The sequence below is a fragment of the Streptomyces sp. Y309 genome (assembly GCF_056712025.1).
Map to the genome: position 1 here is coordinate 8,092,334 of NZ_CM160048.1, position 26,688 is coordinate 8,119,021.

General features: G+C 71.5%; 20 protein-coding genes and 1 pseudogene. 15 read left to right on the forward strand and 6 right to left on the reverse strand.

Annotation, left to right across the window (positions count from 1 at the left end; all coding sequences use genetic code 11):
• Positions 1-124 precede the first annotated feature (124 nt).
• The 4 genes from AC0KTA_RS33865 (at position 125) to AC0KTA_RS33880 (ending at position 3,243) form a co-directional block, all read left to right on the forward strand.
• A complete protein-coding gene (locus AC0KTA_RS33865) occupies positions 125-649 on the forward strand; it encodes a hypothetical protein (protein ID WP_481052003.1) in 525 nt (174 codons plus the stop codon).
• A 53-nt stretch (positions 650-702) separates the two neighbouring features.
• Positions 703-1,356 (forward strand): M15 family metallopeptidase, encoded by a 654-nt coding sequence (locus tag AC0KTA_RS33870; protein WP_481052004.1) that lies wholly within the window; start codon positions 703-705, stop codon positions 1,354-1,356.
• Positions 1,357-1,492: 136 nt separating this feature from the next.
• Positions 1,493-2,197 carry a DUF4232 domain-containing protein gene (locus tag AC0KTA_RS33875; protein ID WP_481052005.1) on the forward strand — a complete coding sequence of 235 codons (705 nt, stop codon included), beginning with the start codon at positions 1,493-1,495 and terminating at the stop codon, positions 2,195-2,197.
• A gap of 131 nt (positions 2,198-2,328) precedes the next feature.
• Positions 2,329-3,243: an N-acetyltransferase gene (locus AC0KTA_RS33880; protein ID WP_481052006.1), complete on the forward strand. Its 915-nt coding sequence runs from the start codon at positions 2,329-2,331 to the stop codon at positions 3,241-3,243.
• A gap of 74 nt (positions 3,244-3,317) precedes the next feature.
• Here AC0KTA_RS33880 and AC0KTA_RS33885 read toward each other — a convergent pair whose 3' ends face one another.
• Positions 3,318-4,112, reverse strand: coding sequence for a dioxygenase family protein (locus tag AC0KTA_RS33885; protein WP_481052007.1), 795 nt, complete (start codon positions 4,110-4,112; stop codon positions 3,318-3,320).
• Positions 4,113-4,223: 111 nt separating this feature from the next.
• On the opposite strand from AC0KTA_RS33885, the gene AC0KTA_RS33890 reads away from it, so the two are divergent.
• Positions 4,224-4,682, forward strand: a complete 459-nt coding sequence (locus tag AC0KTA_RS33890; RefSeq protein ID WP_481052008.1) for a MarR family winged helix-turn-helix transcriptional regulator — start codon at positions 4,224-4,226, stop codon at positions 4,680-4,682.
• 24 nt (positions 4,683-4,706) lie between these two features.
• Here AC0KTA_RS33890 and AC0KTA_RS33895 read toward each other — a convergent pair whose 3' ends face one another.
• On the reverse strand, positions 4,707-5,534 hold the full coding sequence (locus tag AC0KTA_RS33895) for a class I SAM-dependent methyltransferase (protein WP_481052009.1): 828 nt from the start codon (positions 5,532-5,534) through the stop codon (positions 4,707-4,709).
• 46 nt (positions 5,535-5,580) lie between these two features.
• Complete coding sequence (locus AC0KTA_RS33900) at positions 5,581-6,315, reverse strand: MgtC/SapB family protein (RefSeq protein WP_481052010.1); 735 nt, start codon at positions 6,313-6,315, stop codon at positions 5,581-5,583.
• A gap of 439 nt (positions 6,316-6,754) precedes the next feature.
• On the opposite strand from AC0KTA_RS33900, the gene AC0KTA_RS33905 reads away from it, so the two are divergent.
• On the forward strand, positions 6,755-8,509 hold the full coding sequence (locus AC0KTA_RS33905) for an ABC transporter permease (RefSeq protein ID WP_481052011.1): 1,755 nt from the start codon (positions 6,755-6,757) through the stop codon (positions 8,507-8,509).
• A 71-nt stretch (positions 8,510-8,580) separates the two neighbouring features.
• Positions 8,581-9,999 (forward strand): ABC transporter ATP-binding protein, encoded by a 1,419-nt coding sequence (locus AC0KTA_RS33910; protein ID WP_481052012.1) that lies wholly within the window; start codon positions 8,581-8,583, stop codon positions 9,997-9,999.
• 44 nt (positions 10,000-10,043) lie between these two features.
• Here AC0KTA_RS33910 and AC0KTA_RS33915 read toward each other — a convergent pair whose 3' ends face one another.
• Both AC0KTA_RS33915 and AC0KTA_RS33920 read right to left on the reverse strand, forming a co-directional pair.
• Positions 10,044-10,460, reverse strand: a complete 417-nt coding sequence (locus AC0KTA_RS33915) for an ArsR/SmtB family transcription factor (RefSeq protein WP_481052013.1) — start codon at positions 10,458-10,460, stop codon at positions 10,044-10,046.
• A 53-nt stretch (positions 10,461-10,513) separates the two neighbouring features.
• Positions 10,514-11,551 (reverse strand): LacI family DNA-binding transcriptional regulator, encoded by a 1,038-nt coding sequence (locus tag AC0KTA_RS33920; protein ID WP_481052014.1) that lies wholly within the window; start codon positions 11,549-11,551, stop codon positions 10,514-10,516.
• Between the two features lie 299 nt (positions 11,552-11,850).
• Here AC0KTA_RS33920 and AC0KTA_RS33925 point away from each other — a divergent pair, with 299 nt between their 5' ends.
• From AC0KTA_RS33925 to AC0KTA_RS33960, 8 genes and pseudogenes are all read left to right on the forward strand, one after another.
• Positions 11,851-13,128, forward strand: a complete 1,278-nt coding sequence (locus AC0KTA_RS33925; protein WP_481052015.1) for an extracellular solute-binding protein — start codon at positions 11,851-11,853, stop codon at positions 13,126-13,128.
• Positions 13,129-13,130: 2 nt separating this feature from the next.
• Entirely contained in the window at positions 13,131-14,141 is a 1,011-nt protein-coding gene (locus AC0KTA_RS33930) for a carbohydrate ABC transporter permease (protein WP_481052016.1), read from the forward strand.
• A 5-nt stretch (positions 14,142-14,146) separates the two neighbouring features.
• Positions 14,147-15,046 carry a sugar ABC transporter permease gene (locus AC0KTA_RS33935; RefSeq protein WP_481056659.1) on the forward strand — a complete coding sequence of 300 codons (900 nt, stop codon included), beginning with the start codon at positions 14,147-14,149 and terminating at the stop codon, positions 15,044-15,046.
• Between the two features lie 81 nt (positions 15,047-15,127).
• On the forward strand, positions 15,128-16,810 hold the full coding sequence (locus AC0KTA_RS33940) for a glycoside hydrolase family 13 protein (RefSeq protein ID WP_481052017.1): 1,683 nt from the start codon (positions 15,128-15,130) through the stop codon (positions 16,808-16,810).
• Positions 16,798-17,856 carry a LacI family DNA-binding transcriptional regulator gene (locus AC0KTA_RS33945; RefSeq protein WP_481052018.1) on the forward strand — a complete coding sequence of 353 codons (1,059 nt, stop codon included), beginning with the start codon at positions 16,798-16,800 and terminating at the stop codon, positions 17,854-17,856. Before AC0KTA_RS33940 ends, AC0KTA_RS33945 begins: the two co-directional genes overlap by 13 nt.
• A 183-nt stretch (positions 17,857-18,039) precedes the next feature.
• Positions 18,040-19,449 (forward strand): annotated as a pseudogene (locus AC0KTA_RS33950) (alpha-amylase); the annotation flags it as partial.
• Between the two features lie 135 nt (positions 19,450-19,584).
• Positions 19,585-22,284, forward strand: a complete 2,700-nt coding sequence (pulA, locus tag AC0KTA_RS33955) for a pullulanase-type alpha-1,6-glucosidase (protein WP_481052019.1) — start codon at positions 19,585-19,587, stop codon at positions 22,282-22,284.
• A gap of 124 nt (positions 22,285-22,408) precedes the next feature.
• Entirely contained in the window at positions 22,409-24,280 is a 1,872-nt protein-coding gene (locus AC0KTA_RS33960) for a rhamnogalacturonan lyase (RefSeq protein ID WP_481052020.1), read from the forward strand.
• A gap of 19 nt (positions 24,281-24,299) precedes the next feature.
• Here AC0KTA_RS33960 and AC0KTA_RS33965 read toward each other — a convergent pair whose 3' ends face one another.
• Entirely contained in the window at positions 24,300-26,645 is a 2,346-nt protein-coding gene (locus tag AC0KTA_RS33965; RefSeq protein WP_481052021.1) for a xyloglucanase, read from the reverse strand.
• Positions 26,646-26,688: the final 43 nt, after the last annotated feature.

Consider the following 26,688-nt stretch of genomic DNA (forward strand, 5'->3'; position numbering starts at 1 on the left):
CCTGACCCGACCCGGCCTGGCCTGACCCGAACTGACTTTGACCCGGCCGGACTTGATCTGGCCTGGCCCGACCGCGCTCCCGCCGCCGAAGCCCGCCCCGAACGCCCGACCCGAAAGCCCTCTCATGACGAAGCTGTTCCTGATCCTGCACGTCCTCGCGGCCATCATGGCCGTCGGCCCGGTCGCCGTCGCGGCCAGCATGTTCCCGCCGGTGCTGCGCAGCGCCCTCGCCGGTCCCGGCGAGGCGGCGCCCGTCACGACACTGCGTACGCTGCACCGCATCTGCCGCGTCTACGCGGGCGTCGGCATCGCGGTGGTGATCTTCGGCTTCGCGACCGCGAGCAGCATGGGCGTGCTAGACAGCGCCTGGCTGATCACGTCGATCGCGCTGACGTTCCTCGCGGCGGTGATCCTGATCGTCCTCGTGCTGCCCCGGCAGGAGTCGGCCCTGGAGGTGGTGGCGGCAGCCCCGGGCGCCGTGGGCGGGGAGACAGGGGGGACCGAGGAAGCCGCCGCCGCGCAGGGCACCGTGAAGCTCGACGCGCGGGCCGGCGCCCAACTGGCCATGTTCACGGGCACCTTCAACGTCCTGTGGGCGACCGTCACCATCCTGATGATCGTCAGGCCGGGCTCCACGACCGGAGGCTGACCCCGCACATGCGTCCGAAGGCTCCTGGCAGTCGGGCGCGGCATGATCTCCGCATGACTGAGATCACCCTGATGTCGGACCCGAAGGTCGCCGCCGTGCCCGTACGCGACTGCGGCGAACCGCTGGTGGACGTGCGCGCCGCGGACACCCTGCTCGTCGACGCCCGGGCGAAGGACCCGGCGGACGCGTACGCGCACCTGCGTGAGGGCGTACTCCAACGCCTCCTGCGGGCACAGGAGTTGCTGCCGCAGGGCCTGCGGCTGCTCTTCGTCGAGGGATACCGCCCACTGTCCCTCCAGCGCCACTACTTCGAGCGGTACGCCGCCGGGCTCGGCGCCGAGAACCCGTCCTGGACGCCCGCCCGGATCCACGCCGCAGCCAGCCGCTTCGTCTCCCCGCCGGAGATAGCCCCGCACAGCGCGGGCGCCGCGGTGGACCTGACCCTCGCGGAGGCCGACGGCACGGAGTGCGACCTGGGCACCGCCATCGACGCGAGCCCCGAGGAGAGCGCGGGCGCCTGCTACACGGGCGCGCCCGGCATCAGCGCCGAGGCCCGCATGAACCGCAAGGTCCTGGGCGCCGCGCTCACCGCCGCGGGCCTCGTCAACTACCCCACGGAGTGGTGGCACTGGTCGTACGGCGACCGCTACTGGGCGCTGGAGACGCGGGCGGAGTGCGCCCTGTACGGGCCGTGCGAACTCCGGTAGGCGGCCGGATGTGCCCCTTGCGGTGGGGGAGATACGCCCCTGAGGTGCCATCCTGAGGTGTGGGAGCGGGCGTGCGGGGCACGCGGCTGTGGACGGCGACGACGCCTCGGCTCTCGACGGACGAGGGAGGCACATGATGCCCGAACGCCCCTGGACGCCGCGCGGTGCACGGCCGCGCGCTGCGTCCATTGCCCTGGCTGCCGCGGGCGCGCTCCTGCTCGGCGCGTGCGGCGGGCAGAACGACGACGCGGGTTCTCCTCCGTCCCCTCCGGAAAGGGGTACGGACACGGCAGCCACGGCGAGCACCCAGCCCCCGCGCACGGTGCCCCCGGCCGGCAAGCCGGAACCCGTCGATACGGCCCCGGCTCCGGAGCCCGCCCCGGCGTCGGCGTCCGCCCCGACGCCGACGTCGGCACAGCGGCCCGCCGCCCCGTCCCGATGCACCGCCGACCGCCTCGCGCTGTCCCTCGGCCGCATCGACCCGGGAGCCGGCAACCGCTATGCCCCGCTCGTGTTCACCAACACCGGGTCCACGACGTGCGTGCTGCGGGGCTACCCGGGTGTCTCCCTGCTCGACTCCTCCGGCGACCGCGTCGGCCGGCCCGCGCAGCGCGGGGGGACCATGCTGCCGCCGGTGCAACTCGACCCGGGGGAGAGCGCGTTCGCCAGTCTGCACACGCTGGCCCGGGGCGTGACGGACAAGCCGTGCTGGCCCCGTGCCGACCGGGTGCAGGCCTATCCGCCGGGATCGACCGGGGCACTGCGGACGCCGGCCGGGAACTTCGAGGTGTGCGGCGACACGTTCGACGTGACCGCGGTGGAGCCCGGCAGGCATCCGTGACACACGCGTCCCGGCAGGCACCCGTGACGCACCCGCCTGTCACGCGCGCCGCGCTCGCCGTATGATCTACGGCGTACCGCATCGCATGGCGGCCTCCTGAAGCACCCGAAGCCCGACCGGGAGGTCCACGCATGTCCGCGCTCAAGGTACGCCCCTTCCACCGCGACGACCGCGATCAGCTCACCGAGCTGGTGAACAGCCATGTCGCCGCCGTCGTGCCCGGCGTCTCCGTCTCCGTGAACACCGTCCTCGGCCAATTGGCGCGCCAGCCCGACGAGTTCATCACCGACCCGTGGGTGGCCGAGCGCGTCACGCTCGTCGCCGAGCAGCGCGCGTTCGTCGTGGCCGCCGCACATCTGCTGCGCTACCGCGCAAGCGCCGACGTCGGCCCGGACTACCGCGACCTGGGCGAGATCAACTGGTTCGTCTGCCATCCGCCCGCGTCCTTCTGGCCGGACTCCGACGCGGCCGCGGACCTGCTCATGAGCGCCTGCCTGGCGCAGCTCGCCCGCTGGGACGTGCGCGCCCGCGCGGCCGACGGCGCGCTGCCCGCCCCCGCCGTCTACGGCCTGCCGCGCGCCTGGCCGCACGTCCGCGCCGCCTACGAGCGCGCCGGGTTCCGGCACACCGGCGACACCGAGGTCGTCCTGATCGCGGCCGTGCCCGACCTGCGGCGCACGGAGCCGCCACGGCCGGGCCTCGCCGTCCGCCGCACCCTCGGCGAGTGCGGCACCCGGCTGACCGCGCACGCCGACGGCCGCGACCTCGGCTTCATCGAGGTCGACACGGCGCTCGGGCGCCCCGAACGCCAGGCCCGCAACGGCTCGTTGGCCGACATCGGCAACTTCGCCGTCGAGCCCGGCCACGGCGTCGACGACCTGGAGGCCTGGCTCCTGGGCGAGGCCGCCGAGTGGCTGCGCCTCGCCGGTGCCGACCGGCTGCTCGCCTACGAAGCGGCCGACGACCCGGAGGCGATCGCGCGGCTCACGGCGCTCGGCTTCCGGGAGCTGGTGCGGACCGACCGGGGCTGGTACCACCACGCCTGAGGCCTGGGGGCCTGTGTCTGCGGCCGGGGGCGCTCGGCCGGAGAGCGTTCCGCCGGAGCGGTCGGGCTCGGCCCTCAGCCGAACTGCACCGACCGCTTCGACAACGCCATCCACGTGCCCTCGATGACGCTCCGCGGACTGCCCAGGTCGTCCGCCGCCGCGCCGAGCGTGACCGCGAGCGGCACGAAGTGCTCCTCGCGGGGGTGGGCGTACCGGGCGCCCGGGGCCTTCTGCGCGAAGTCGAGCAGCGCGTCGACGTCACCGGCCGCCAGGGCCCGCCGCCCCCAGTCGTCGAACTCGGCCATGGGGGAGGGGACTTCGTTCTGCGGATTGATGGCGCGCAGGTTGTGCGTGAAGGAGCCGCTGCCGACGATCAGCACGCCCTCGTCGCGCAGCGGAGCGAGCCTGCGGCCGATGTCCATCAGCCTCTTCGGGTCCAGCGTCGGCAGGGACATCTGGAGCACCGGGACGTCCGCGTCCGGGTACATCTCTCGCAGCGGGACGTACGCGCCGTGGTCGAGGCCGCGCTCGGGCAGGTCGTGCACCGGCATCCCTGGGGCGCGCAGCAGGCCCCGGACCTGTGCGGCGAGCCCGGGGGCGCCGGGCGCGGCGTACTGGATCCGGTAGTAGTGCTCGGGGAAGCCCCAGAAGTCGTAGACGAGCGGCACGGTGGTGGTCGCGCCGAGTGTGAGCGGGGCCTCCTCCCAGTGGGCGGAGACCATCAGGATCGCCTTCGGGCGCGGCAGCTCCGCGCCCCACCGGGCGAGCTGCCCGGGCCAGTCGGCGTCCTCGGCGAGGGTCGGGCCGCCGTGGCTCATGAAGAGCGCGGGCATCCGCGATGCCGGTCGTTCCGGGGCTGCGGTGGTCATGGTCGGCGCCTCCTTGGCGGCGTGGTTCAAAGGCGGCATGGTTCAAATTTGAAGCACACGAGCGACCGTACTCGATGGTTTGAATTTGAACAACAGGCGTACGCTGCCCCCATGGGCGACACGAAGTGGCTGAACGACGACGAGATGGCCCTCTGGCAGGCCTTCCTCACCGCGGGGGCGCTGCTCGACCGGCGCGTCGAGGAGCAGCTGAAGGCCGAGTCGGGGCTGTCCCATGTCCAGTACGAGGTGCTGGTGCGGCTGTCCGCCGCCGCGGACGGCGAGCTGCGCATGAGCGAACTCGCCGGCGCCCTGGTGACCACCAAGAGCGGGCTGACGTACCAGATCACGCAGATGGAGAAGGCGGGTCTGGTGCGTCGCCGCTCGTGCGCCGGCGACGTGCGCGGCGTCTACGCCGTCCTCACCGACGCGGGCCGCGCCCGCCTGGAGCGCGCGGCGCCCGGGCACGTCGAGGTCGTCCGCACTCACCTGATCGACGTCCTCAGCGAGGACCAGGTCCGGTCCATGAAGGAGGGCCTCGGCGAGGTCGTGCGGAGGCTGACCGGGGCGTGAGCCCCGGCCGGACCCCGGTGGACGTCACGGCAGGCGGACCAGATTCATGCGGTACTCCTCCACCTGCGGAAGGCGCTGCGGGACGAGGCCGTCGAGCATCGCCGTGTAGTCCTCCGGGAGCAGGCGGCGCAGGTGGTCGGGCAGCGTGGTGACGGTGTGCGAGGCGAGGACGCGCGCCCCCGGCAGCCAGTCGCCGATCTGCTCCGGGTCCGCGCAGCTCCACCGCATCCTGGCCGACACCTTGCTGAGCGCGTCGTGCTCGTCCTGGGTGCCGACGACGCCGGGCCCCGTGGTGTCCAGCGCGAGCAGCGCCCCGGGGAACCGCTTGGCCATCAGGTCGAGCGCGCGGCGCGCGTCGTCCTCGGCCAGGTAGGGGAGCACGGCCTCCGCCGACAGGAAGTACGGGCCCTCGAAGGCGCCCGTGACCTCCTGCGCCCAGTCGTCGTCGAGGACCGACGCCACGCGGGTCAGGCGCCGGGCCGAGTCCTCGACGAAGGCGCGGCGCAGCTCGACCACGTCCGGCAGGTCGAACTCGAACCAGTGCGCGCGGCCGTTGTCGAGCCGCTCGTGACGGGTGTTGAGGCCGGTGCCGATCTCGACGACGGTGCCCGCCGGGTGGGCGTCGAGGAAGTCGCGTACCCAGTGGTCGAACAGGGCCGCGCGCAGCACCGTGCCGACCAGGCTCGGCCCGCCGTCGAAGCGGGCGAAGTCGTAGTCGATCTCCGCCACGATCTCGGCGGCGCGTGGGTCGCTGAGGACCGGGCGAGGCCTGCGGCTCTCGACCGCGCGGCCGTACAGCGGGATCAGCAGGGTCTCCTGGGTCGTGCCCAGGCGTATCTCGCGCTTGGTCATGACCCTCACCTTAATGAAAATGAATGTCAAAAATCGAGGGTCGGACTCAGGCCAGTGCTCCGCGCTCCGCCCGTGCCTGGTCGTCCTGGTCGGTGAGGTGCCAGTGCAGGTCGCGGACGCCCGGCTCCAGGGAGAGACGCGTCACGAGCTGCTCCATGTCCGCGCCGGGGGCGCCGTCGATGACGACCGACGCCTCCAGCGTGGTCGTGCCGTCGTCCTCGCCGCGCCGGATGCGCAGTCCCGCGAGGCGCGGGTCGGTGCTGCTGAGCAACTGGATGAGCAGCGCGCGGATGTGGGCCTCGTCCCGGCGGTCGCAGGTGACGTGGAAGGTGACCTGCGTGGTGGTGTCGGCGTTACCCTGCGGTGCACGGTCGATGAGGTGGCTGGTGGGCCGCAGTACGAGGTGTACGGCGACGACGGTGACGGCGCCGAGCAGTGCGAGGGCCAGTCGCCCGGAGGCTGCGAGGATGCCCACCGCCGCCGAACACCACAGCGTGGCGGCCGTGTTGAGGCCGCGGATCGACGCGCCCTCGCGCATGATGACGCCGCCGCCGAGGAATCCGACGCCGGAGACGACGTACGAGGCGACCCGGGTCGGGCTCGTCGGGTCGTGCATCGCCTCGCTGTAGAGGACGAACAGCGTGGCCCCGGCGGCCACCAGGGCGTTGGTGCGCAGGCCCGCCATGCGGGCGCGCCATTGCCGCTCGACGCCGATGAGGGCGCCGCAGCCGACGCCGGTGGCCAGGCGCAGGGCGAAGTCGAACGTGGTCAGGGACTGCATGGCGACACCTCCTGGGGCCTGGCCGGGTACGCACCCATACTTGCACGTCTACGCAAGTAAGAACAAAGGGTCTGCGTGGCACCCGGCGCCCTTATTTGCGTATCCACGCAAAGAGGCGCACACTTCCGGAGGCAGAACCAGGCCCCGGCGGCGCAGCCGGAGGCACGACCCCGGCATTCACGAAGGAGGCAGCCATGGGCGCGGACCCTCCCAGTAGCAGCCGCTGCCTCCCCGGCAGCACCTGATCCGCCGCTCCCCGCCGTACGGCACGGGACCGGCGCGACGCGGCCCGCGCGCCACACCGCGCGCCCCCGGCCGCCTCTTCCTCATGCCAGTTCACGTGCGCACACCTGACACTTCGTGACCCCGGCTGCCGTACACGCCTTGCGGTAGCGGCCCGGGGACCGCTGTGCCCAGAGTGTGGTCGGAGGTTCTTGTGATGTCGTTCAAGGCCGGCGGCGCCCCGCCGCGCGCCCCGCTCTCCTCCCGGTTCGCCGGCCGCCTGTCCCGGATGACCTGGGTGGACGTGGTGGTCGCCGCGGCCGTCCTGGTCCTGCTCTACCTCGTCCTGCGGGTCGGCCAGGGCACCACCGTCCGCTTCTCCACCGACCAGTCCATCAAGGTGGACACCGATCCGGCCCGGCTGCCGTACGACGCCGCGCGCTCACTCCTGCGGATGTTCGCCGCCCTCGCCGCGTCGATCGTCTTCACCTTCGCGTACGCCTATGCCGCAGCGAAGAGCCGCCGCCTCGAGCGGATCCTCATCCCGGCCCTGGACATCCTCCAGTCCGTGCCCGTGCTCGGCTTCCTCACGGTCGCCGTGACCGGGTTCATCGCCCTGTTCCCCGGCTCCCTGCTCGGCCTCGAATGCGCGTCGATCTTCGCGATCTTCACCTCGCAGGCCTGGAACATGACGTTCGGCTTCTACCACTCGCTGACCTCGCTGCCGCGTGAACTCGACGAGCTGTCACGGTCGTTCCGCTTCACCAAGTGGATGCGGTTCTGGCAGGTCGAGGTCCCGGCCGGGATGATCGGCCTGGTCTGGAACGGCATGATGAGCTTCGGCGGCGGCTGGTTCTTCCTCGTCGCGTCCGAGGCGATCAGCGTCAACAACAAGGACTACGCGCTGCCCGGCGTCGGCTCCTACGCCGGAGCCGCGGTCACCGACGGCGACCTCGGCAAGGTCGGCTGGGCCATCCTCACCATGGCCGTCATGGTCATCGGCGTGAACTTCCTGTTCTGGCGCCCGCTGACGGCCTGGGCGGAGCGGTTCAAGAACGAGCAGTCCGAGGCGAGCGAGATCCAGCGCTCGGTCGTCCTCGACTTCCTGCGCCGCTCCAACTGGCCGCACCTGCTCGGCACGCTGCTGCGTCCCGTGGGCCGCGCGCTCGGCCGCGCCGCCCGGGTGTTCGGCACCGACGACCGGCCGCTCACGGTCGACCCGGGGCGCAGGCGCACCGGCGACATCACCTTCGCGATCGTCGCGGGCGGCCTCATCGTGTGGGGCCTGGTCGACCTAGGCTTCTACCTGAACGACCGCACCGGCATCGGGGTGTTCGGCGAGCCGTTGCTCCTCGGCCTGGTCACCTTCGTCCGCGTCGTCGTGCTCGTCGCCGTCGCCACCGTCGTCTGGGTGCCCATCGGCGTACGCATCGGTTTCTCGCCGCGGCTGACCCGCGTCGCGCAGCCGATCGTGCAGGTGCTCGCGAGCTTCCCGGCGAACTTCCTCTTCCCGATCGCCGTCTGGTTCTTCCTCAGGACCGGCCTCTCGATCAACGTGGGCGGCATCCTGCTGATGGCGCTCGGCGCGCAGTGGTACATCCTCTTCAACACCATCGCCGGCGCCATGTCGATCCCGACGGACCTGCGCGAGGCCATGGACGACCTGGGCGTCCGGGGTTGGCAGCGCTGGAAGCGGCTGATCCTGCCCGGGATCTTCCCTTCGTACGTCACCGGCGGCATCACCGCGTCCGGTGGTGCCTGGAACGCCTCGATCGTCTCCGAGGTCGTCACCTTCGGCGGCACCACGCTGACCGCGACCGGCCTCGGCGCGTACATCGCGCAGGCCACCGCCGACGGCGACTTCCCGCACCTGCTCGCGGGCGTCGCGGTGATGAGCCTGTACGTCGTGGGGCTCAACCGCCTGCTGTGGCGGCGCCTCTACCGCCTCGCGGACACCAGGTACGCGCTGTGACCCAGCACCGGGCCGACACCCGGGCCCACCCCCAGACTTACCTTTCCCTCCGGCGAACTGGAGCCTCTCTCATGGCACTCAAGGCCCTCCGCAAGCTGCGCACCCCCACCACCCCTACTGGCCCGGCGGCCGCCCCGCCGCGCGCCGCCGACGGTGACGTCCTGCTCGAAACCGTGGGCCTCACCAAGTCCTACGCGGGCGCAGACGGCGAACTGCCCGTGCTCGCCGGCATCGACCTGAAGATCCGTGCCGGGGAGGTCGTCGCGCTGCTCGGCAAGTCCGGCTCCGGCAAGTCCACGCTGCTGCGCTGCCTGGCCGGTCTCATCCCGGCGAGCTCCGGCACCGTCAGCTACCGCGGCGAGCCGCTGACCGGCGCCAACCCCGGCACAGCCATGGTGTTCCAGACCTTCGCCCTGCTGCCCTGGCTGACCGTGCAGCAGAACGTCGAACTCGGCCTGGAGGCACGGGGTGTGCCCGCCGAGGAGCGGGCCCGCGCCGCCGTGCAGGCCATCGACCTGATCGGCCTCGACGGCTTCGAGTCCGCGTACCCGAAGGAGCTGTCGGGCGGGATGCGGCAGCGCGTCGGGTTCGCGCGGGCCCTCGTCGTCGAGCCGGACGTGCTGATGATGGACGAGCCGTTCTCCGCGCTCGACGTCCTGACCGCCGAGAACCTGCGCGGCGAGCTGATGGAGCTGTGGGAGTCCGGTCAATTCCCCACGCGCGCCGTCGTGTTGGTGACCCACAACATCGAGGAGGCGGTCCTGATGGCCGACCGCATCGTCGTCCTCGGCTCCCGCCCCTACGGCACCATCCGCGAGACCGTCGAGGTCGGCCTCGACCGGCCGCGCGACCGCGACGCGCCCGCCTTCCAGGAACTCATCGACCGCGTGTACCGCATCATGACCGGCCGCCCCAAGGAGACCCTTCCCCAAGCTCTCAACTCCGTTCGAGCAGGGGAGACCCCACCCTCGAGCCGCACCGAACCCGCCGACCTGGAGAAGCGCACGGTCGCGGGCACCCCGCTGCCCGCCGCCACCGTCGACGGACTCTCCGGCCTCGCGGAGATGGTCGCGCACCGCGGCGGCCGCTGCGACCTGGCCGACCTCGCCGACGAACTCGGCCTGGACGTCGACGACATGCTCCCGCAGGTCGACGCGCTCGACCTGCTCGGCTTCGCCGCCGTCAGCGGCGACGACCTGGTCCTCACCGAGACGGGCACCGCGTTCGCCGAAGCCGACGTACAGACGTCCAAGCCCCTGTTCGCCCGCGCCGCGACCGAGGTGCCGCTGGTGAAGCTGATCACCAACAGCCTGCGGCAGCGGCCGGACGCCGCAGTCCGCGCCGGGTTCTTCCGCGACCTGCTCGCCCACCACTTCACGAGCGAACAGGTGGAGCGCCAACTGGAGACGGCCACCGACTGGGGCCGCTACGCGGAGCTGTACGCGTACGACGCCGACCGGCAGGAGTACCGGCTGGACAGCGCCGCCTAGCCGACTGGCCGCCAAGTCGGCCGGACGGCCGGTCGCCCAGTCGGTCAGTGCTCGGTGGCCGGGCGCCGGCGGGCCGCCCGGGCCGTCGGCCGACGCGCGGGAGCGGTCTGCCGCGCGGCCTCCGGCGTGGGCTCCGCCGGTGCGTCGGGCGCCGCGGTGCCGTCGGCGGCGCGTGCGACCAGCGCCGCCTCGTCCAGGAGGCCCCGCACGTTCGCCGCGCGGTAGTAGATCCGGGTGCCCTCGCGGCGCGAGACGACGAGCCCGGCCGCCCGCAGCTTCGCCAGATGCTGCGAGGTCGCGGCCACATGCGCGCCGAGCAGCTCGGCGAGCGCGCTGACGGGCAGCTCCTGCCGGCTGAGGGCCCACAGAAGCCGGTACCGCGAGGGATCGGCCACCGCCTTCAGCACCGCCACCGCACGGTCCGCGGCCTCCGCGTCCCACGACTGTCCTTGCGCGTCCATGCAAGTAGGGTAACGGGCTGCCGGAGTGTGCGGGACACCCCCGCAGCCCCGCCTCAGGCCCCCGCGGCCCCGCCGCGCCGCCCCGACGCCGTGGACCCCCGTACCACCAGCTCCGGCAGGAACACGAACTCGCTGTGCGGTGCGGGGGTGCCGCCGATCTCTTCCAGGAGTGTGCGCACCGTGGCCTGGCCCATGGCCTGGACGGGCTGGCGGATCGTGGTGAGCGGTGGGTCGGTGAAGGCGATGAGCGGGGAGTCGTCGAAGCCGACCACCGAGATGTCGCGGGGCACGTCCAGGCCCTGTTCGCGGGCGGCGCGGACGGCGCCGAGCGCCATCATGTCGCTGGCGCAGACGATGCCGGTGCAGCCCTTGGCGATCAGTGCGGCGGCCGCGGCCTGCCCGCCCTCCAGGGTGTAGAGGGAGTGCTGGACCAGCTCGTCGGCCTCGGCGGGGGACAGGCCGAGCCGCTCGCGCAGGCCGAGCCGGAAGCCCTCGATCTTGCGGACCACTGGCACGAAGCGCCGGGGGCCGACCGCGAGGCCGATACGGGTGTGGCCGAGTGAGGCGAGGTGCCGCACGGCGAGTTGGGTCGCGGCGCGGTCGTCGGTGGAGACGAAGGGCGCGTCGACCTTGGGGGAGAAGCCGTTGACCAGGACGTAGGGGACGCCCTTGGCGCGCAGCGCCTCGTAGCGCTCCATGTCCGCCGTGGTGTCGGCGTGCAGCCCGGACACGAAGATGATCCCGGCGACACCGCGGTCCACCAGCATCTCGGTGAGCTCGTCCTCCGTGGAGCCGCCCGGGGTCTGGGTGGCGAGGACCGGGGTGTAGCCCTGGCGGGTCAGGGCCTGGCCGACGACCTGGGCGAGCGCGGGGAAGATCGGGTTGTCCAGCTCGGGCGTGATCAGGCCGACGAGGCCCGCGCGGCCGCTCCTGCGCAGCCGGACGGGCCGTTCGTAGCCGAGCACGTCGAGTGCGGCCAGGACGGCTTCGCGGGTGGCCGCGGCCACGCCGGGCTTGCCGTTGAGCACCCGGCTGACGGTGGCTTCGCTGACCCCCGCCTGGGCTGCGATGTCGACGAGCCGCGCGGTCATGAACGGGACTGTACAGGCCGGGCGGATCTCTGCCCACTTGTTGCGCAAGCCTTGCAGGCCCCTTCCGCCCTGGCCAGGAGCGGCCCGGGCGGAAACCTCATGGACACGCAGGGGCACGCAAGGACACGCGGCGGTAACGATCCCACGCTCTTGCAGAAATTTCTCGCAAGGTCTTTCGGGACGTTTTCAAGCCTGTTACGTTCCTGCCAACCCGGCGCCGCCTCGACTGCGGCCGGCAGGAGGCACCTCTTCGTCTCTCCTCATTCCGGGCCATTCCGGGACCAGTTGAAGGAGTTCACATGCGGCGTGGCATAGCGGCCACCGCACTGGTCGCAGCCCTGGCGATGACAGCGGCAGCGTGCGGCGGCGACGACGGTGGCAGCGGGAAGAAGAGCGGAGGCAAGCTCTCCGGGACCGTCACCTTCTGGGACACCTCGAACGACGCCGAGAAGGGCACGTACCAGAAGCTGGCCGAGGGCTTCGAGAAGCTCCACCCCGGCGTCAAGGTCGACTACGTGAACGTGCCGTTCGGCGAGGCCAACGCCAAGTTCAAGAACGCCGCGGGCGGCAACTCCGGCGCCCCCGACGTGATGCGCACCGAGGTCGCCTGGGTGGCCGACTTCGCCAACCTCGGCTACCTCGCGCCCCTGGAGAACACGCCCGCGCTCGACAAGCCGGACGACTACCTCCCGCAGGCCGCCGCGAGCACCAAGTTCAAGGGCAAGACGTACGCGGTGCCGCAGACCATCGACACCCTCGCGCTCTTCTACAACAAGAAGATGCTCAAGGACGCGGGCGTCGCGGTCCCCAAGACCTTCGACGAGGTCGGGTCCGCCGCGAAGAAGATCAAGTCGAAGTCCGGCAAGACCGGTCTCTACTTGCGCGGCGACGACCCGTACTTCTACCTGCCGTACCTCTACGGAGAGGGCGGTGACCTCCTCGACACCAAGAAGAAGGAGATCACCGTCGACGACGCCGAAGGCGCCGCCGCCTTCAAGGTGATGAAGGGCCTGGTCGACTCCAAGGCCGCCGTCACCGACGCCAGCGACGGCTACAACAACCAGCTCAACGCCTTCAAGGACGGCGACGTCGCGATGGCGCTCGACGGCCCCTGGTCCATCGAGGGCGCCCTGCAGGGCAAGCAGTTCAAGGGCGCCGCCGGCAAGGCCAACCTCGGCGTCGCGCCCGTCCCCGGCGGCAGCGCACGCCAGGCCTCGCCGCAGGGCGGCTGGAACCTCGCCGCGTACGCCGGTTCCAAGAACCTCGACGCCTCCTACGAGTTCATCAAGTACATGAGCTCCGCGAAGGTGCAGCAGCAGACCACCGAGAAGCTGAGCCTGCTGCCCACCCGCACCTCCGTCTACGAGGTGCCGTCCGTCAAGAACAACCAGATGGTGCAGTTCTTCAAGCCCGCCGTCGACAAGTCGGTGCAGCGCCCCTGGATCCCCGAGGCCAATTCCCTCTTCGAGCCGATCCGGCTGCAGATGGGGAAGGTGCTGAACGGCAGCACGTCGCCCGGTGACGGAGCCAAGAACATCGGCGACGCCTACCGCAAGCTCCTGAAGGACTACAAGTAGGCATGGCGGTCGACAGCGGCCACTCCGTGGCCGGGGCCGTGGACGCCGGGCGCGTCCACGGCCCCGGCCGGCGGACCGGCAAGAACCCGGGGCGCCTGCGCAGGGCGCTCACCACCCACTGGTACGCCTGGGCCATGGTCGCCCCCGTGGTGACCGTCATCGGCGTGATCGTCGGCTATCCGCTGCTGCGCGGCGTGTATCTGTCGACGACGGACGCCAACGAGGCGAACGTCGAGCGCACCATCGGCGTCAACCACATCCCGGCGACGTACGAGTCGGTCGGCCTGGACAACTACACGGCCATCCTCGAGGACGGTGTCTTCTGGGACCGGCTCACCTGGACCGTGGTGTGGACGGTCTCCTGCGTGGCCCTGTCGTTCGTGCTCGGCCTCGCCCTGGCGAACATGCTCAACCGCAAGCTGAAGGGCCGCTCCTTCTACCGGATGGCCCTCATCCTGCCCTGGGCGGTGCCCGCCTTCGTCTCGGTCTTCACCTGGCGGCTGCTCTTCAACGAGAAGAGCGGCATCCTCAACAAGATCCTCGCGGGCGGCGGCATCGACGCGATCCCGTGGCTCAACGACCCCACCTGGGCGAAGCTCTCGGTGATCGCCGTCAACGTCTGGCTCGGTGTGCCCTTCATGCTGGTCGCCATGCTCGGCGGCCTGCAGTCCATCCCCGGCGAGCTGTACGAGGCCGCGGAGATGGACGGCGCGAACGCCTGGCAGCGCTTCCGCCACATCACGCTGCCGGGCCTGCGCTCGGTGAGCAGCACCGTCATCCTGATCAGCGCCATCTGGACCTTCAACATGTTCCCGGTGATCTTCCTGCTCACCCGGGGCGGTCCGGGCGACGCCACCGAGATCCTGGTGACGTACGCCTACCGGCTCTCGTTCGTGGTCAGCCCGCGCGACTTCGCCGGGTCCGCGGCCTGGGGCGTGCTCATCCTGCTGCTGCTTTCGCTCTTCGCGGTGGTCTACCGCCGCGCGCTCCGCAAGCAAGGAGAGGTGTGGTGACCTCCATGAAGAGCCCCACGACACAGAAGGCGCCACCGAACGCGTCACCCGGGACCGCGCACAAGGGAAAGGTCCGGGCGCGCGGCGAGCGCAGCCCGCTGGCGTCCGTGGCCCTGCACACCACCCTGCTGATCGCCAGCGCCGTCGCGGTGCTGCCGCCGCTGTGGCTGCTCGTCACGTCGTTCAAACCGAAGAGCGAGGCGTTCTCCACGGCGATCGTGAAGGACTTCACCTTCGGCAATTACGACCACGTGGTGAACGACACCGAGTTCCTGAGCTGGGTCGGCAACTCCCTGTTCGTGGTGGGCCTGACCACTGTCATCGGCGTCTTCATCTCGGCGACCACCGGGTACGCGGTCAGCCGCTTCCGGTTCCCCGGCATGCGGCCCCTGATGTGGCTGCTGCTGATCACGCAGATGTTCCCCGTCGCGGTGCTCATCGTGCCGCTGTACAACCTGCTCGCGAGCTTCGGGCTGCTGAACCAGCCGATCGGTCTGGTCCTCACGTATCTGACGATCGCCGTGCCGTTCTCCGCGTGGATGATGAAGGGCTACTTCGACACCATCCCGGTGGAGATCGACGAGGCGGGCCGGGTGGACGGCCTCAATCCGTTCGGCACCTTCTGGCGGCTCATCATGCCGCTGGCCAAGCCCGGCCTCGCCGTGACCGGCTTCTACAGCTTCATCACCGGCTGGGCCGAGGTCGCCTACGCCTCCGCCTTCATGACCGGCGAGGAGAACCTCACCCTCGCGGGCGGCCTGCAGACCTTCGTCAACCAGTACACCAGCGACTGGGGCTCGCTGACTGCCGCCGCCGTGATCGTCGCGGTGCCCGCGGCGGTGATCTTCGGCTTCGTACAGCGTCACCTGGTCTCCGGACTCACCGCAGGCGCGACGAAGTCCTGACTCCGGCGCGAGGCAGTCCTGACCTCGTGCCGCCCCCCCGCTCCGCCGATCCGCCCACAGACTCGACCTTCCAGGGAACACATGACCCAGCATCTCGCTGCCCCTGCCGCCCCCGACTCCGGCACGCGTACGGACTGGTGGCGCGACGCGGTGATCTACCAGGTCTATCCGCGCAGCTTCGCCGACGGCAACGGCGACGGCATGGGCGACCTCGAGGGCATCCGGGCCCGCCTGCCGCACCTGAAGGACCTCGGTGTCGACGCCGTCTGGCTCAGCCCGTTCTACGCCTCGCCGCAGGCCGACGCGGGCTACGACGTCGCCGACTACCGCGCCATCGACCCGATGTTCGGCACCCTCCACGACGCCGACGCGGTCATCCGGGACGCGCACGCCCTGGGCCTGCGCATCATCGTGGACCTGGTGCCCAACCACTCCTCCGACCGGCACGACTGGTTCCAGCGCGCCCTGAAGGAGGGCCCCGGCTCGCCCCTGAGGGAGCGCTACCACTTCCGCCCCGGCAAGGGCACCGGCGGCGAACTGCCGCCCAACGACTGGGAGTCCATCTTCGGCGGCCCGGCGTGGACCCGCACCACGGACCCGGACGGTACCCCCGGCGAGTGGTACCTCCACCTGTTCGCGCCCGAGCAGCCCGACTTCAACTGGGAACACCCCGCCGTACGCGACGAGTTCCGCTCCATCCTGCGCTTCTGGCTCGACATGGGCGTCGACGGCTTCCGCGTGGACGTCGCCCACGGCCTGGTCAAGGCCGAGGGGCTCCCCGACATCGGCCACCACGACCAGCTGAAGCTGCTCGGCAACGACACCATGCCGTTCTTCGACCAGGACGGCGTACACGAGATCTACCGCAGCTGGCGGCGAGTTCTCGCCGAGTACGCGGGCGACCGCGTCCTGGTCGCCGAGGCCTGGACGCCCACCGTCGAGCGCACCGCGCACTACGTACGCCCCGACGAGATGCACCAGGCCTTCAACTTCCAGTACCTGGGCACCCATTGGGACGCCGCGGAGCTGCGCGAGGTCATCGACAGCTCGCTGGCCGCCATGCTGCCCGTCGGCGCGCCCGCCACCTGGGTGCTGTCCAACCACGACGTGACCCGGCACGCCACGCGGTTCGCCAACCCGCCCGGCCTCGGCACCCAGCTCCGCACCGCGGGCGACCGCGCGCTCGGCCTGCGCCGGGCCCGGGCCGCGACCCTCCTGATGCTGGCGCTGCCCGGCTCGGCGTACCTCTACCAGGGCGAGGAGCTCGGCCTGCCCGACGTCACCGACCTGCCCGACGAGGTCCGCCAGGACCCGTCGTTCCACCGGGCGCACGGGCAGGACGGGTTCCGCGACGGCTGCCGGGTGCCGATCCCGTGGACCGTCGACGGGCCGTCGTACGGCTTCGGCACCGGCGGGAGCTGGCTGCCGCAGCCCGCGGGATGGGGCGAGCTGAGCGTCGAGGCGCAGACCGGCGACCCCGCGTCGACCCTGGAGCTCTACCGCAAGGCCTTGCAGACGCGTCGCACCCAGCCGGGGCTCGGCGCGGGCGACACGCTGGAGTGGGCCGACGCCCCCGAGGGCGTACTCGCCTTCCGCCGCGCGGACTTCGTGTGCACCGCGAACACCACGGGCGAGGCCGTGCGGCTGCCGGCCCCCGGCCGGCTGCTGCTCGCGAGCGGCCCCGTCGACGTACGCGGCGACGCGGATGATGCCGCCGCCGACATGGTGCTGCCCGCCGACACCACCGCCTGGTGGGCGGTGTGACGACCTCGCCGCCGCGGGACGCCGACCGGGGCGCCCCGCGGCTCGCGGACATCGCCGCCCAGGCCGAGGTCAGCGAGGCCACGGCGAGCCGCGTCCTGAACGGCAAGGCGGGCGTCGCGGCCGCCACCCGGCGCCGCGTGCTCGCCGCGCTCGACGTGCTCGGCTACGAGCGGCCGCTGCGCCTGAAACGCCGCAGCGCGGGCCTGGTCGGCCTGGTGATCCCCGAGCTGACCAACCCGATCTTCCCGGCGTTCGCGCAGGTCGTGGAGCAGGTCCTCGCCGGGCACGGGTACACGCCGATGCTGTGTACGCAGATGCCGGGCGGCGCCACCGAGGACGAGCTGGTGGAGCAGCTGGAGGAGCGCGGTGTCAGCGGCATCGTGTTCCTGTCCGGGCTGCACGCCGATGCCACGGCCGACCCCGGGCGCTATCTCGCCCTCGCGGGCCGGGGGGTGCCGTTCGTCCTCATCAACGGCTACAACGAGCACATCCCGGTGTCCTTCGTCTCGCCCGACGACCGCGCGGCCGTGCGGATGGCGGTGCGGCACCTCGTGGACCTGGGGCACGAGCGGATCGGCCTCGCCATCGGTCCGACGCGCTACGTCCCCTCGCGGCGCAAGGCCGAGGGGTTCACGGCGGCGCTGCACGAGTACGTCGGCCTGCTGGAGGGGGAGGCCGAACAGCTCGTGCAGCGCACGCTGTTCACCGTCGAGGGCGGGCACGCGGCGGCGAGCGCGCTGCTCGACCGCGGCTGCACCGCCGTGGTGTGCGGCAGCGACATGATGGCGCTGGGCGCCGTACGGGCCGCGCGGGAACGGGGATTGGCCGTGCCCGGCGACGTCTCCGTGGTGGGCTTCGACGACTCGCCGCTCATCGCGTTCACGGATCCGCCGCTGACCACGGTGCGCCAGCCCGTGCAGGCGATGGCCTCCGCGGCGGTCGGCGCCCTCCTGGAGGAGATCAACGGAAATCCCGTGCAGCGCACGGAGTTCGTCTTCCAGCCGGAACTCGTGGTGCGCGGGTCGACCGCGCAGGCGCGGCACTGAGGGCGAACAGGCCGGGGCGGTCCCGCGATTGAGGGCGCGCGGAGGGTTGACCGGGGTTGTTGAGGGTCGTACGGTCACGACCGAAAACACTGCCGCAATCTTGCTGCAACAACCTTCAACGGCCTGCCGGGCACGGCACGTTGCCCGCGAAGGCCCCCCACGTCACCCGTGCAGGAGGCCCCCGTGACCCGTCGTACGCGCACGAAGCCCTCGGTCGGCCGCAGATCGCAGGCCGCGACGCTCGCTCTGCTCGCCGGAGTCGGCGGCAGCCTGGTCGGCGGTGCGCCGCAGGCGGCCGCCGCCCCGCCCGGCGCCAAGGACGTCACCGCCGTGCTCTTCGAGTGGAAGTTCAGCTCGGTGGCCAAGGCGTGCACGGACCGGCTCGGCCCCGACGGCTACGGCTACGTCCAGGTGTCGCCGCCGCAGGAACACATCCAGGGCCCGCAGTGGTGGACCTCGTACCAGCCCGTCAGCTACAAGATCGGCGGCCGGCTCGGTGACCGGGCCGCCTTCAAGAACATGGTCGACACCTGCCACGCCGCCGGCGTCAAGGTCGTCGCCGACACGGTGATCAACCACATGGCGGCCGGGAACGGCACCGGCACCGGCGGCTCTTCGTACACGAAGTACGACTACCCCGGCATCTACTCGCGGCCCGACTTCGACAACTGCACCGCGCAGATCACCAACTACCAGGACCGCTTCAACGTCCAGGAGTGCGAGCTCGTCGGCCTCGCCGACCTCGACACCGGCGAGGACTACGTACGCGGCCGCATCGCCGCCTACATGAACGACCTGCTCTCCCTCGGCGTCGACGGCTTCCGCGTGGACGCCGCCAAGCACATGGCCGCGGACGACCTGAAGAACATCAAGTCGCGCCTGAGCGACCCGAACGTCTACTGGAAGCAGGAGGCCATCTTCGGCGCGGGCGAGGCCGTCTCGCCGGACGAGTACCTCGGCACCGGCGACGTCCAGGAGTTCCGCTACGCCCGCGACCTCAAGCGCGTGTTCACCGGCGAGAAGCTCGCGTACCTGAAGAACTACGGCGAGGGCTGGGGCTACATGCAGTCCGGCAAGTCGGCCGTGTTCGTCGCCAACCACGACACCGAGCGCGGCGGTGACACCCTCACGTACAAGGACGGCGCGAGCCACACCCTGGCGCACGTGTTCATGCTGGCCTGGCCCTACGGCGCCCCGGACGTGCACTCCGGCTACGAGTTCACCGACCGGGACGCCGGGCCGCCGAACGGCGGCCAGGTGGACGCCTGTTACCGCGACGGCTGGAAGTGCCAACACGCCTGGCCGGAGGTCAGGAGCGTGGTCAAGCTGCGCAACACCGCGCGCGGTGCGGCTGTTGCCAACTGGTGGGACAACGGCAACGATGCGATTGCCTTCGGCCGTGGTGACAAGGCTTACGTCGTCATCAATCACGAGGGCTCGGTCCTCGACCGTACGTTCCAGACCTCGCTTCCGGCGGGCGGCTACTGCGATGTGCAGAGCGGGCGGACTGTCACCGTCGACGGTGACGGCCGCTTTACGGCTTCCGTCGCGCCCGGTACTGCGCTCGCGCTGCATGTCGGTGCCCAGCGCTGCTGAATGTGCCGCGTCAGGCCCGTCAGCGTCTGCGGGTTCGTCGGGGCTGGTCGCGCAGTTCCCCGCGCCCCTTCAGGGCGCCACCGGACCGCAGCCGTCCTGCTGACCACACCACACCGAAGGAGAACGCACCCCGTGACCGGCTCCGTACGACGCACCGCCGCCGCCGTGGTCCTGGTCCTGTTCGCCGCCGTCGTGCCCCTCACGGGTGCGGCGGCGGTGCCTGGCCAGAACAACCCCGCCGCCCCGGCCGGCGCCCCCGACCTCAGTAAGGCCGAGGCGCAGTGGATCGACCGGGACACCGTCGCCTGGAACAGCGGCGCGGGCGCCGCCACGGAGTTGGTGTACGCGCGGCGCGGTGGGATCGCCGTCGAGGGCGGCCGACTCACCGGCTCGGCGCAGCGGATCCGGCTCGCCCCCGTGCCCGGCGGCCTCACCGACGCCCAGCGGGCGAAGTTCCCGCACCTGCGGACGTACGCCGCCTTCCGCGTCGACCCGCGCGATCGCGACCGTGTCCGCAGGGCCCTCACCGGCCAGGTCGTCGCGGTACAGCGCGCCGCCGGAGGGAAGCCGCGCGCCGCCACCGGCGTACAGACCCAGGGCGTCCTCGACGACCTGTACAGCCCCGCCGCGTCCAAGGCGGCCCTCGGCCCGGGCTTCACGGGCGGCAGGCCCTCGCTCGCGGTGTGGGCGCCCACGGCCCAGGACGTCAGGCTTGAGATCGGGGGCCGGAGCGTGTCGATGCGGCGGGACGCGGCCTCGGGCGTCTGGTCGGCCGCCGGGCCGAAGAGCTGGACTGGCAAGCCGTACCGGTACGTCGTCAAGGTCTGGGCGCCGAGCGTCCGGAAGGTCGTCACCAACAAGGTCACCGACCCCTACGCGACAGCCCTCACCACCGACTCGGAGCGCAGCCTGCTCGTCGACCTCGACGACCCGAAGCTCGCGCCCAAGGGCTGGCGCACCCTGCGCAAGCCGCCCGCGACCCCGCTGCGCGCCGCGCAGATCCAGGAGCTGCACATCCGGGACTTCTCGATCGACGACCGCACCGCCGCACACCGGGGCACGTACCGGGCGTTCACAGACCGGACGTCCGACGGCATGCGGCACCTGCGCAAGCTCGCGCGGGCCGGTACGTCGTACGTCCACCTGCTGCCCGCGTTCGACATCGGCACCATCCCCGAGCGCCCGTCCGACCAGGACACGCCCGCCTGCGACTTGGCGTCCTTCGCACCCGACTCCGAGGAACAGCAGGCGTGCGTCGGCAATACCGCGGCCAAGGACGCCTACAACTGGGGCTACGACCCCCTGCACTACACCGTCCCGGAGGGCTCCTACGCGAGCGACCCCGAAGGCACCCGGCGCACCGTCGAGTTCCGCGAGATGGTGCAAGGGCTCAACGGCGCCGGGCTGCGCACCGTCATGGACGTCGTCTACAACCACACCGTCGCGAGCGGCCAGGCCGACAAGTCCGTCCTCGACAAGATCGTGCCCGGCTACTACCAGCGGCTGCTCGCCGACGGCTCCGTCGCCACCTCCACCTGCTGCGCGAACACCGCGCCCGAGAACGCCATGATGGGCAGGCTCGTCGTCGACTCCGTCGTCACCTGGGCCAAGCAGTACAAGGTCGACGGGTTCCGCTTCGACCTCATGGGACACCACCCGAAGGCCAACATCCTCGCCGTCCGCAAGGCCCTCGACGCGCTGACGCCGAAGAAGGACGGCGTCGACGGCAAGAAGATCGTGCTCTACGGAGAGGGCTGGAACTTCGGGGAGATCGCCGACGACGCGCGGTTCGAGCAGGCCACGCAGCGGAACATGGCGGGTACCGGGATCGCCACCTTCTCCGACCGGGCGCGCGACGCCGTGCGCGGCGGCGGCCCGTTCGACGAGGACCCCGGCGTCCAGGGCTTCGCGAGCGGCCTGTACACCGACCCCAACGCGTCCAAGGCGAACGGCACACCGGCCGAGCAGAAGGCCCGCCTCCTGCGCTACCAGGACCTGATCAAGGTCGGCCTCACCGGCAACCTCGCGGGATTCGCCTTCACCGACTCCGGCGGCCGGAAGGTCACGGGCGCGGACGTCGACTACAACGGCGCCCCCGCGGGCTACGCCGCCGCCCCCGGTGACGCCCTCGCCTATGCCGACGCCCACGACAACGAGGCGCTGTACGACGCGCTCGCCTTCAAGCTGCCCCGCGGGACGTCGGCCGCCGACCGGGCCCGGATGCAGGTCCTCGCGTCGGCGACGGCGACGCTCTCGCAGGGCCCGGCGCTGTACCAGGCGGGCAGCGACCTGCTGCGCTCCAAGTCCCTCGACCGCAACTCCTACGACAGCGGGGACTGGTTCAACGCGATCCACTGGGACTGCCGTGAGGGCAACGGCTTCGGGCGGGGGCTGCCGCCGGCGGCCGACAACAAGGACAAGTGGCCCTACGGCAAACCGCTGTTGGCTTCCGAAGCGCTGTCGCCCGGCTGCGCGGAGATCGAGGGCGCGTCGGCCGCGTACCGGGACCTGCTGAAGCTCCGCGCCACCGAGCCGGCGTTCTCGCTCGCGACGACCGGCCAGGTGCAGCAGGCGCTGTCCTTCCCGCTGTCCGGCACCCCCGGGGAGACCCCGGGCGTGATCACGATGCGCCTCGGCGACCTGGTGGTCGTCTTCAACGCGACCCCGCAGGAGCGCACGCAGCGCGTCGCGGCGCTCGAAGGCACGGCGTACTCGCTGCACCCCGTGCAGGCTCGGGGCGCCGACGAGGTGGTCAAGTCGGCCTCGTACGCGCGCAGTTCCGGAACGTTCCACGTGCCCGCGCGCACGGTCGCGGTGTTCCGGCGCGGCTGACCACGCCCGCCGCGGCTGACCACCCCGCCGCGTGGCACGTTCTGTGACGTGCCACGCGGCAACTCCCCCTTCATCGGCGGCAACTGACGGTGTGAACCCCCAACCCGCAACACGGGAGGCACCCGTGCAGAACCCGCTTCACCACCGCAGACGCAGGCCCAAGAGCCTGCTGTGCGCCGCCCTGGCCGTCGGTGCCCTCGGCGCCGCCGGGCTCGTCGCGCTGCCCGGCTCGTCGTCGGAGGCGAACGCCGCGCCCGCCGCGCGGCAGGCCGAGAAGCTCGACCGCGGCGTCGTCAGCGTCCACAACGGCAGCGGCAACCTCGTCAGCTGGCGCTGGCTCGCCTCCGACCCGGACGACGTGGCCTTCAACGTCTACCGGGGCGGCACGAAGGTCAACTCCACGCCGATCACCGGCTCGACGAACTACTTCCACTCCGGCGCGCCCAACTCGGCCGACTACACCGTCCGCGCGGTCGTCGGCGGCGTCGAGCAGGGCGACTCGGTGCACGCCGTCCAGTTCCGCAGCGGCTACAAGGACGTGCCGATCAGCCCGCCCGCGGGTGGCTCGGGCTACACGTACGAGGCGAACGACGCGTCCGTCGGCGACCTGGACGGCGACGGCGCGCTCGACTTCGTACTGAAGTGGCAGCCCACCAACGCCAAGGACAACTCGCAGTCCGGCGTCACCGGCAACACCATCATCGACGGCGTCAAGATGGACGGCACCCGCCTGTGGCGGATCGACCTCGGGCGGAACATCCGCTCGGGCGCCCACTACACGCAGTTCCAGGTGTACGACTACGACGGCGACGGCAAGGCCGAGGTCGCGATGAAGACCGCGGACGGCACCGTCGACGGCAAGGGCAAGGCCATCGGCAACGCGTCCGCCGATCACCGCAACTCCGGCGGCTATGTGCTCTCGGGGCCCGAGTTCCTCACCATGTTCAACGGGCAGACGGGCGCGGCCATGGGCACCGTCGACTACGTGCCGGGCCGCGGCAACGTCGCGGACTGGGGCGACAACTACGGCAACCGCGTGGACCGCTTCCTCGCCGGGACCGCCTACCTGGACGGCTCCCGGCCCTCGCTGATCATGGCGCGCGGCTACTACACGCGCAGCGTCATCGCCGCCTGGGACTGGCGCGACGGCAAGTTCACCCGCCGCTGGACGTTCGACACCAAGTCCTCGTCCAACGCGGGCAAGGGCTACGACGGGCAGGGCAACCACAGCCTGTCCATCGCGGACGTCGACAAGGACGGGAAGGACGAGATCGTCTACGGCGCGATGACCGTCGACGACAACGGCAACGGCCTGTGGACGACGAAGCTCGGGCACGGCGACGCCGGGCACGTCGGTGACCTCAACCCCTCGCGCGCGGGCCTGGAGTACTTCAAGGTCTCCGAGGACAGCTCCAAGCCCGGCTCGTGGATGGCCGATGCCCGCACCGGCCAGATCCTGTGGCAGACCGCGTCGGGCAGCGACAACGGGCGCGGCGTCAGCGCCGACATCCACGCCGGTTCCCCGGGCGCCGAGTCCTGGTCGGCCGCCGACTCCACCCTGCGCTCGCCCACTGGCGGCTCCGTCGGCCGCGAGCCGTCCAGCATCAACTTCGTGAGCTGGTGGGACGGCGACACCACCCGGGAGCTCCTCGACGGCACCCGCGTCGACAAGTACGGCACGGGCGGCGAGACCCGCCTCCTGACCGGGGCCTCTGTCTCCAGCAACAACGGCTCGAAGTCCACCCCGGCGCTGTCCGGCGACATCCTCGGCGACTGGCGTGAGGAAGTCGTCTGGCGCACCTCCGACAACCGCGCCCTGCGGATCTACTCGACCCCGCACCAGACCAGCACCAGGATCACGACCCTGCTCCAGGACACCCAGTACCGCACGGCCCTGGCTTGGCAGAACACCGCCTACAACCAGCCCCCGCACCCGAGCTTCCACATAGGAAACGGAATGGCGACCGCGCCACGTCCCACGGTCGCCACTCGCTGAACTCGTCAACTGCGTACGGCTATTCGGCCGCGGTGTCGCCATAGACGATGCCGCGGCCGTTCGTCGAGACGTACACCCGGCCGTACACCTTGGGGTCACCCGTGATCGCCGCGCCGGTCCAGCCCCACTGGTGCGCCGCGTCGTTCACGCGCACCCAGCTCGCCCCGGCGTCCGTGGAGCGGAAGATGCCCCGCACGCCGCCGATCTTCGCGCTGGTGTAGAGCGTCTGGTACGAGGCGCCGGGCGCCGCCTTGCCGAAGCCGATGGTGTCGGCCTCCTGCACGCCGGTGACCTTGGTGAAGCTCGTACCGCCGTCGGTGGAGTGCCACAGGCCGTACGTGCCGCCGGTCTTGCCGCCCGCGAGCCAGATGTCCCCCTTCTTGCCGGGCACGGCCTGGAAGCGCACGTTCCCCTCGGCGGGCAGCCCCGACGACGCCTTCGCCGTGAACGTGGCGCCGCCGTCCGTGCTGACGTAGAAGGTCCCGGACTTGAAGCCGTAGAACGTCTTCGGGTCCACCCGGTCCGCCTCGACGCCGGCGCCCTGGGGGATGCCGGACGAGGCCGTCCACGACGAGCCGAACCCGGACGCCGTGTGCACGCCGGCGCCCTCCGGGCTCCACACGAAGCGGCTGCCGTCGGCCGCCGCCGCGACCGTCCCGCCGCCCGTGACACCCGAAGGCTCCTGGCCGCCGAACCAGTTCGCGCCGTTGTCCGTGGAGAAGGCGACGCGCGGCGCGGCGTCCGCGTTGCCGGCCCGCACCACGGTGTTCGGGTTGGACTCGGCGTAGTCCAGGCTCGTGGACGTGGTGAAGTTCGGCGAGGTGTACATCAGCGGCGGCACCTTGGTGAGGTCCGTGTGCCGGAAGCCGCCGATGTCACCGAGCGCGCTGAGCAGGGGCGCTCCGGACGGGGGAGCGGCGAGGTCGTTGACGGCAGTCTCCTCCAGGCCCTTCACCATCGGCGTGATCGTGAACTTCGACCCTGCCTTGTCCCAGTTGGAGAGGTTCTCCGTGCCGAAGACGGTCGCGCCCGTGCCGTACATCATCCGGTTCGAGTCGAACGGGTCGATCTCCAGTGCCTCCGTCATCCACCCGAGCTTCGGGGTCTGCTCGGGCGGCTGCGGGTGGGCGCCCCACGACAGCCACGGCACGGACGAGACGTCCATGGTGTAGCGGTTCTCGCGGTTCGGATACGACGAATAGCCCCACGCGGACGTCCAGTTGGCGCCGCTGTCCGTGGAGCGGAAGATCTGCGTGTCCGGCCACCAGGAGCTGTAGCCGGTGACCATGACGGTGCCCGGGTGCTGACGGTCGACGCTCAGGCCGCTGAAGCCGTAGTAGGTGTCGGCGTCGGCGACCGGGCTGATGTTCTTCCACTCGCCGGTCTTCGTGGCGTACCGCCACACCTGGCCCTTGCCGCCGTCGTACGGGCCGCCCTTGTCGCTGTAGGCCAGGTACAGATAGCCGTTCTCGGCGTCCAGGACGCCCTTGTGCGCGAGATGGCCGGTGGGCTGGCCGGCGACGCGGGACCAACTGGCGCCCGCATCCGTCGACTTGTAGACGGCGTTGTCCTTGTCGGCGACCCCGACATAGAGCGTCTGTGTCTTGCCACTGCCCGTGCCCGTGGACTCGTCGAAGGTGACCCAGACGATGCCCTGATTGTCGGAGGCGTAGCCGCTGGAGTCGTTCGGGTTCTCCTTGTAGTTGCCGACGTTGGGGAAGTTCGTGACCTGCGACCAGGTGGCGCCGGAGTCGGTGGAGCGCCACAGGCCCTTGCCGCTGGGCGCGCCCAGGTAGAGGACGCGGTTGTCGTGCGGGTCGACGGCGAGGCGCTCGCCCATGCCGCGGCCGGGCATGTTGCCGCCGAGCTTGAACGGCAGGTCCGCCTTCTTCCAGGTCGCGCCGCGGTCGGCGGAGCGGAGGACGGCGCCGTTGCCGGGGTCCCAGTCGTTGGTGTACGTGCCGACGGCCGCGTACACCTTGTCCGGGTCGACGGAGTCGGACGCGAGGCTCACCACGCCCGTGTGTCCCCAGTCGTCCCAGCCGACCGAGTCGAGCAGGGGCGTCCAGGACTTGGTGGACTGCTGCCAGCGGTAGGCGCCGCCGATGTCGGTGCGCGCGTAGGCCAGATTGCGCTCGGTGCGGTTGAACACGATGCCGGGGACGAAGCCACCGCCGTCGATCCGTACGTTCTTCCACGTGTACGGCTCGGCGGCGGTGGCGGATGCGGCGGTGGTCGTGAGGGGGTGGGCGGCGGCCCGCTCGGGGGAGGAGAGCGGGCCGCCTGCGAGGAGCCCGGCCAGGAGGCCGAGGAGGGCGGGCAGCGCACGCGCTCTGTGCGCGCGGGGCACAGGCACTTCAGGCATGGGGGTCCTTGGGGGTGTGGGGGTGTGGGGGTGCGCGGGAGCC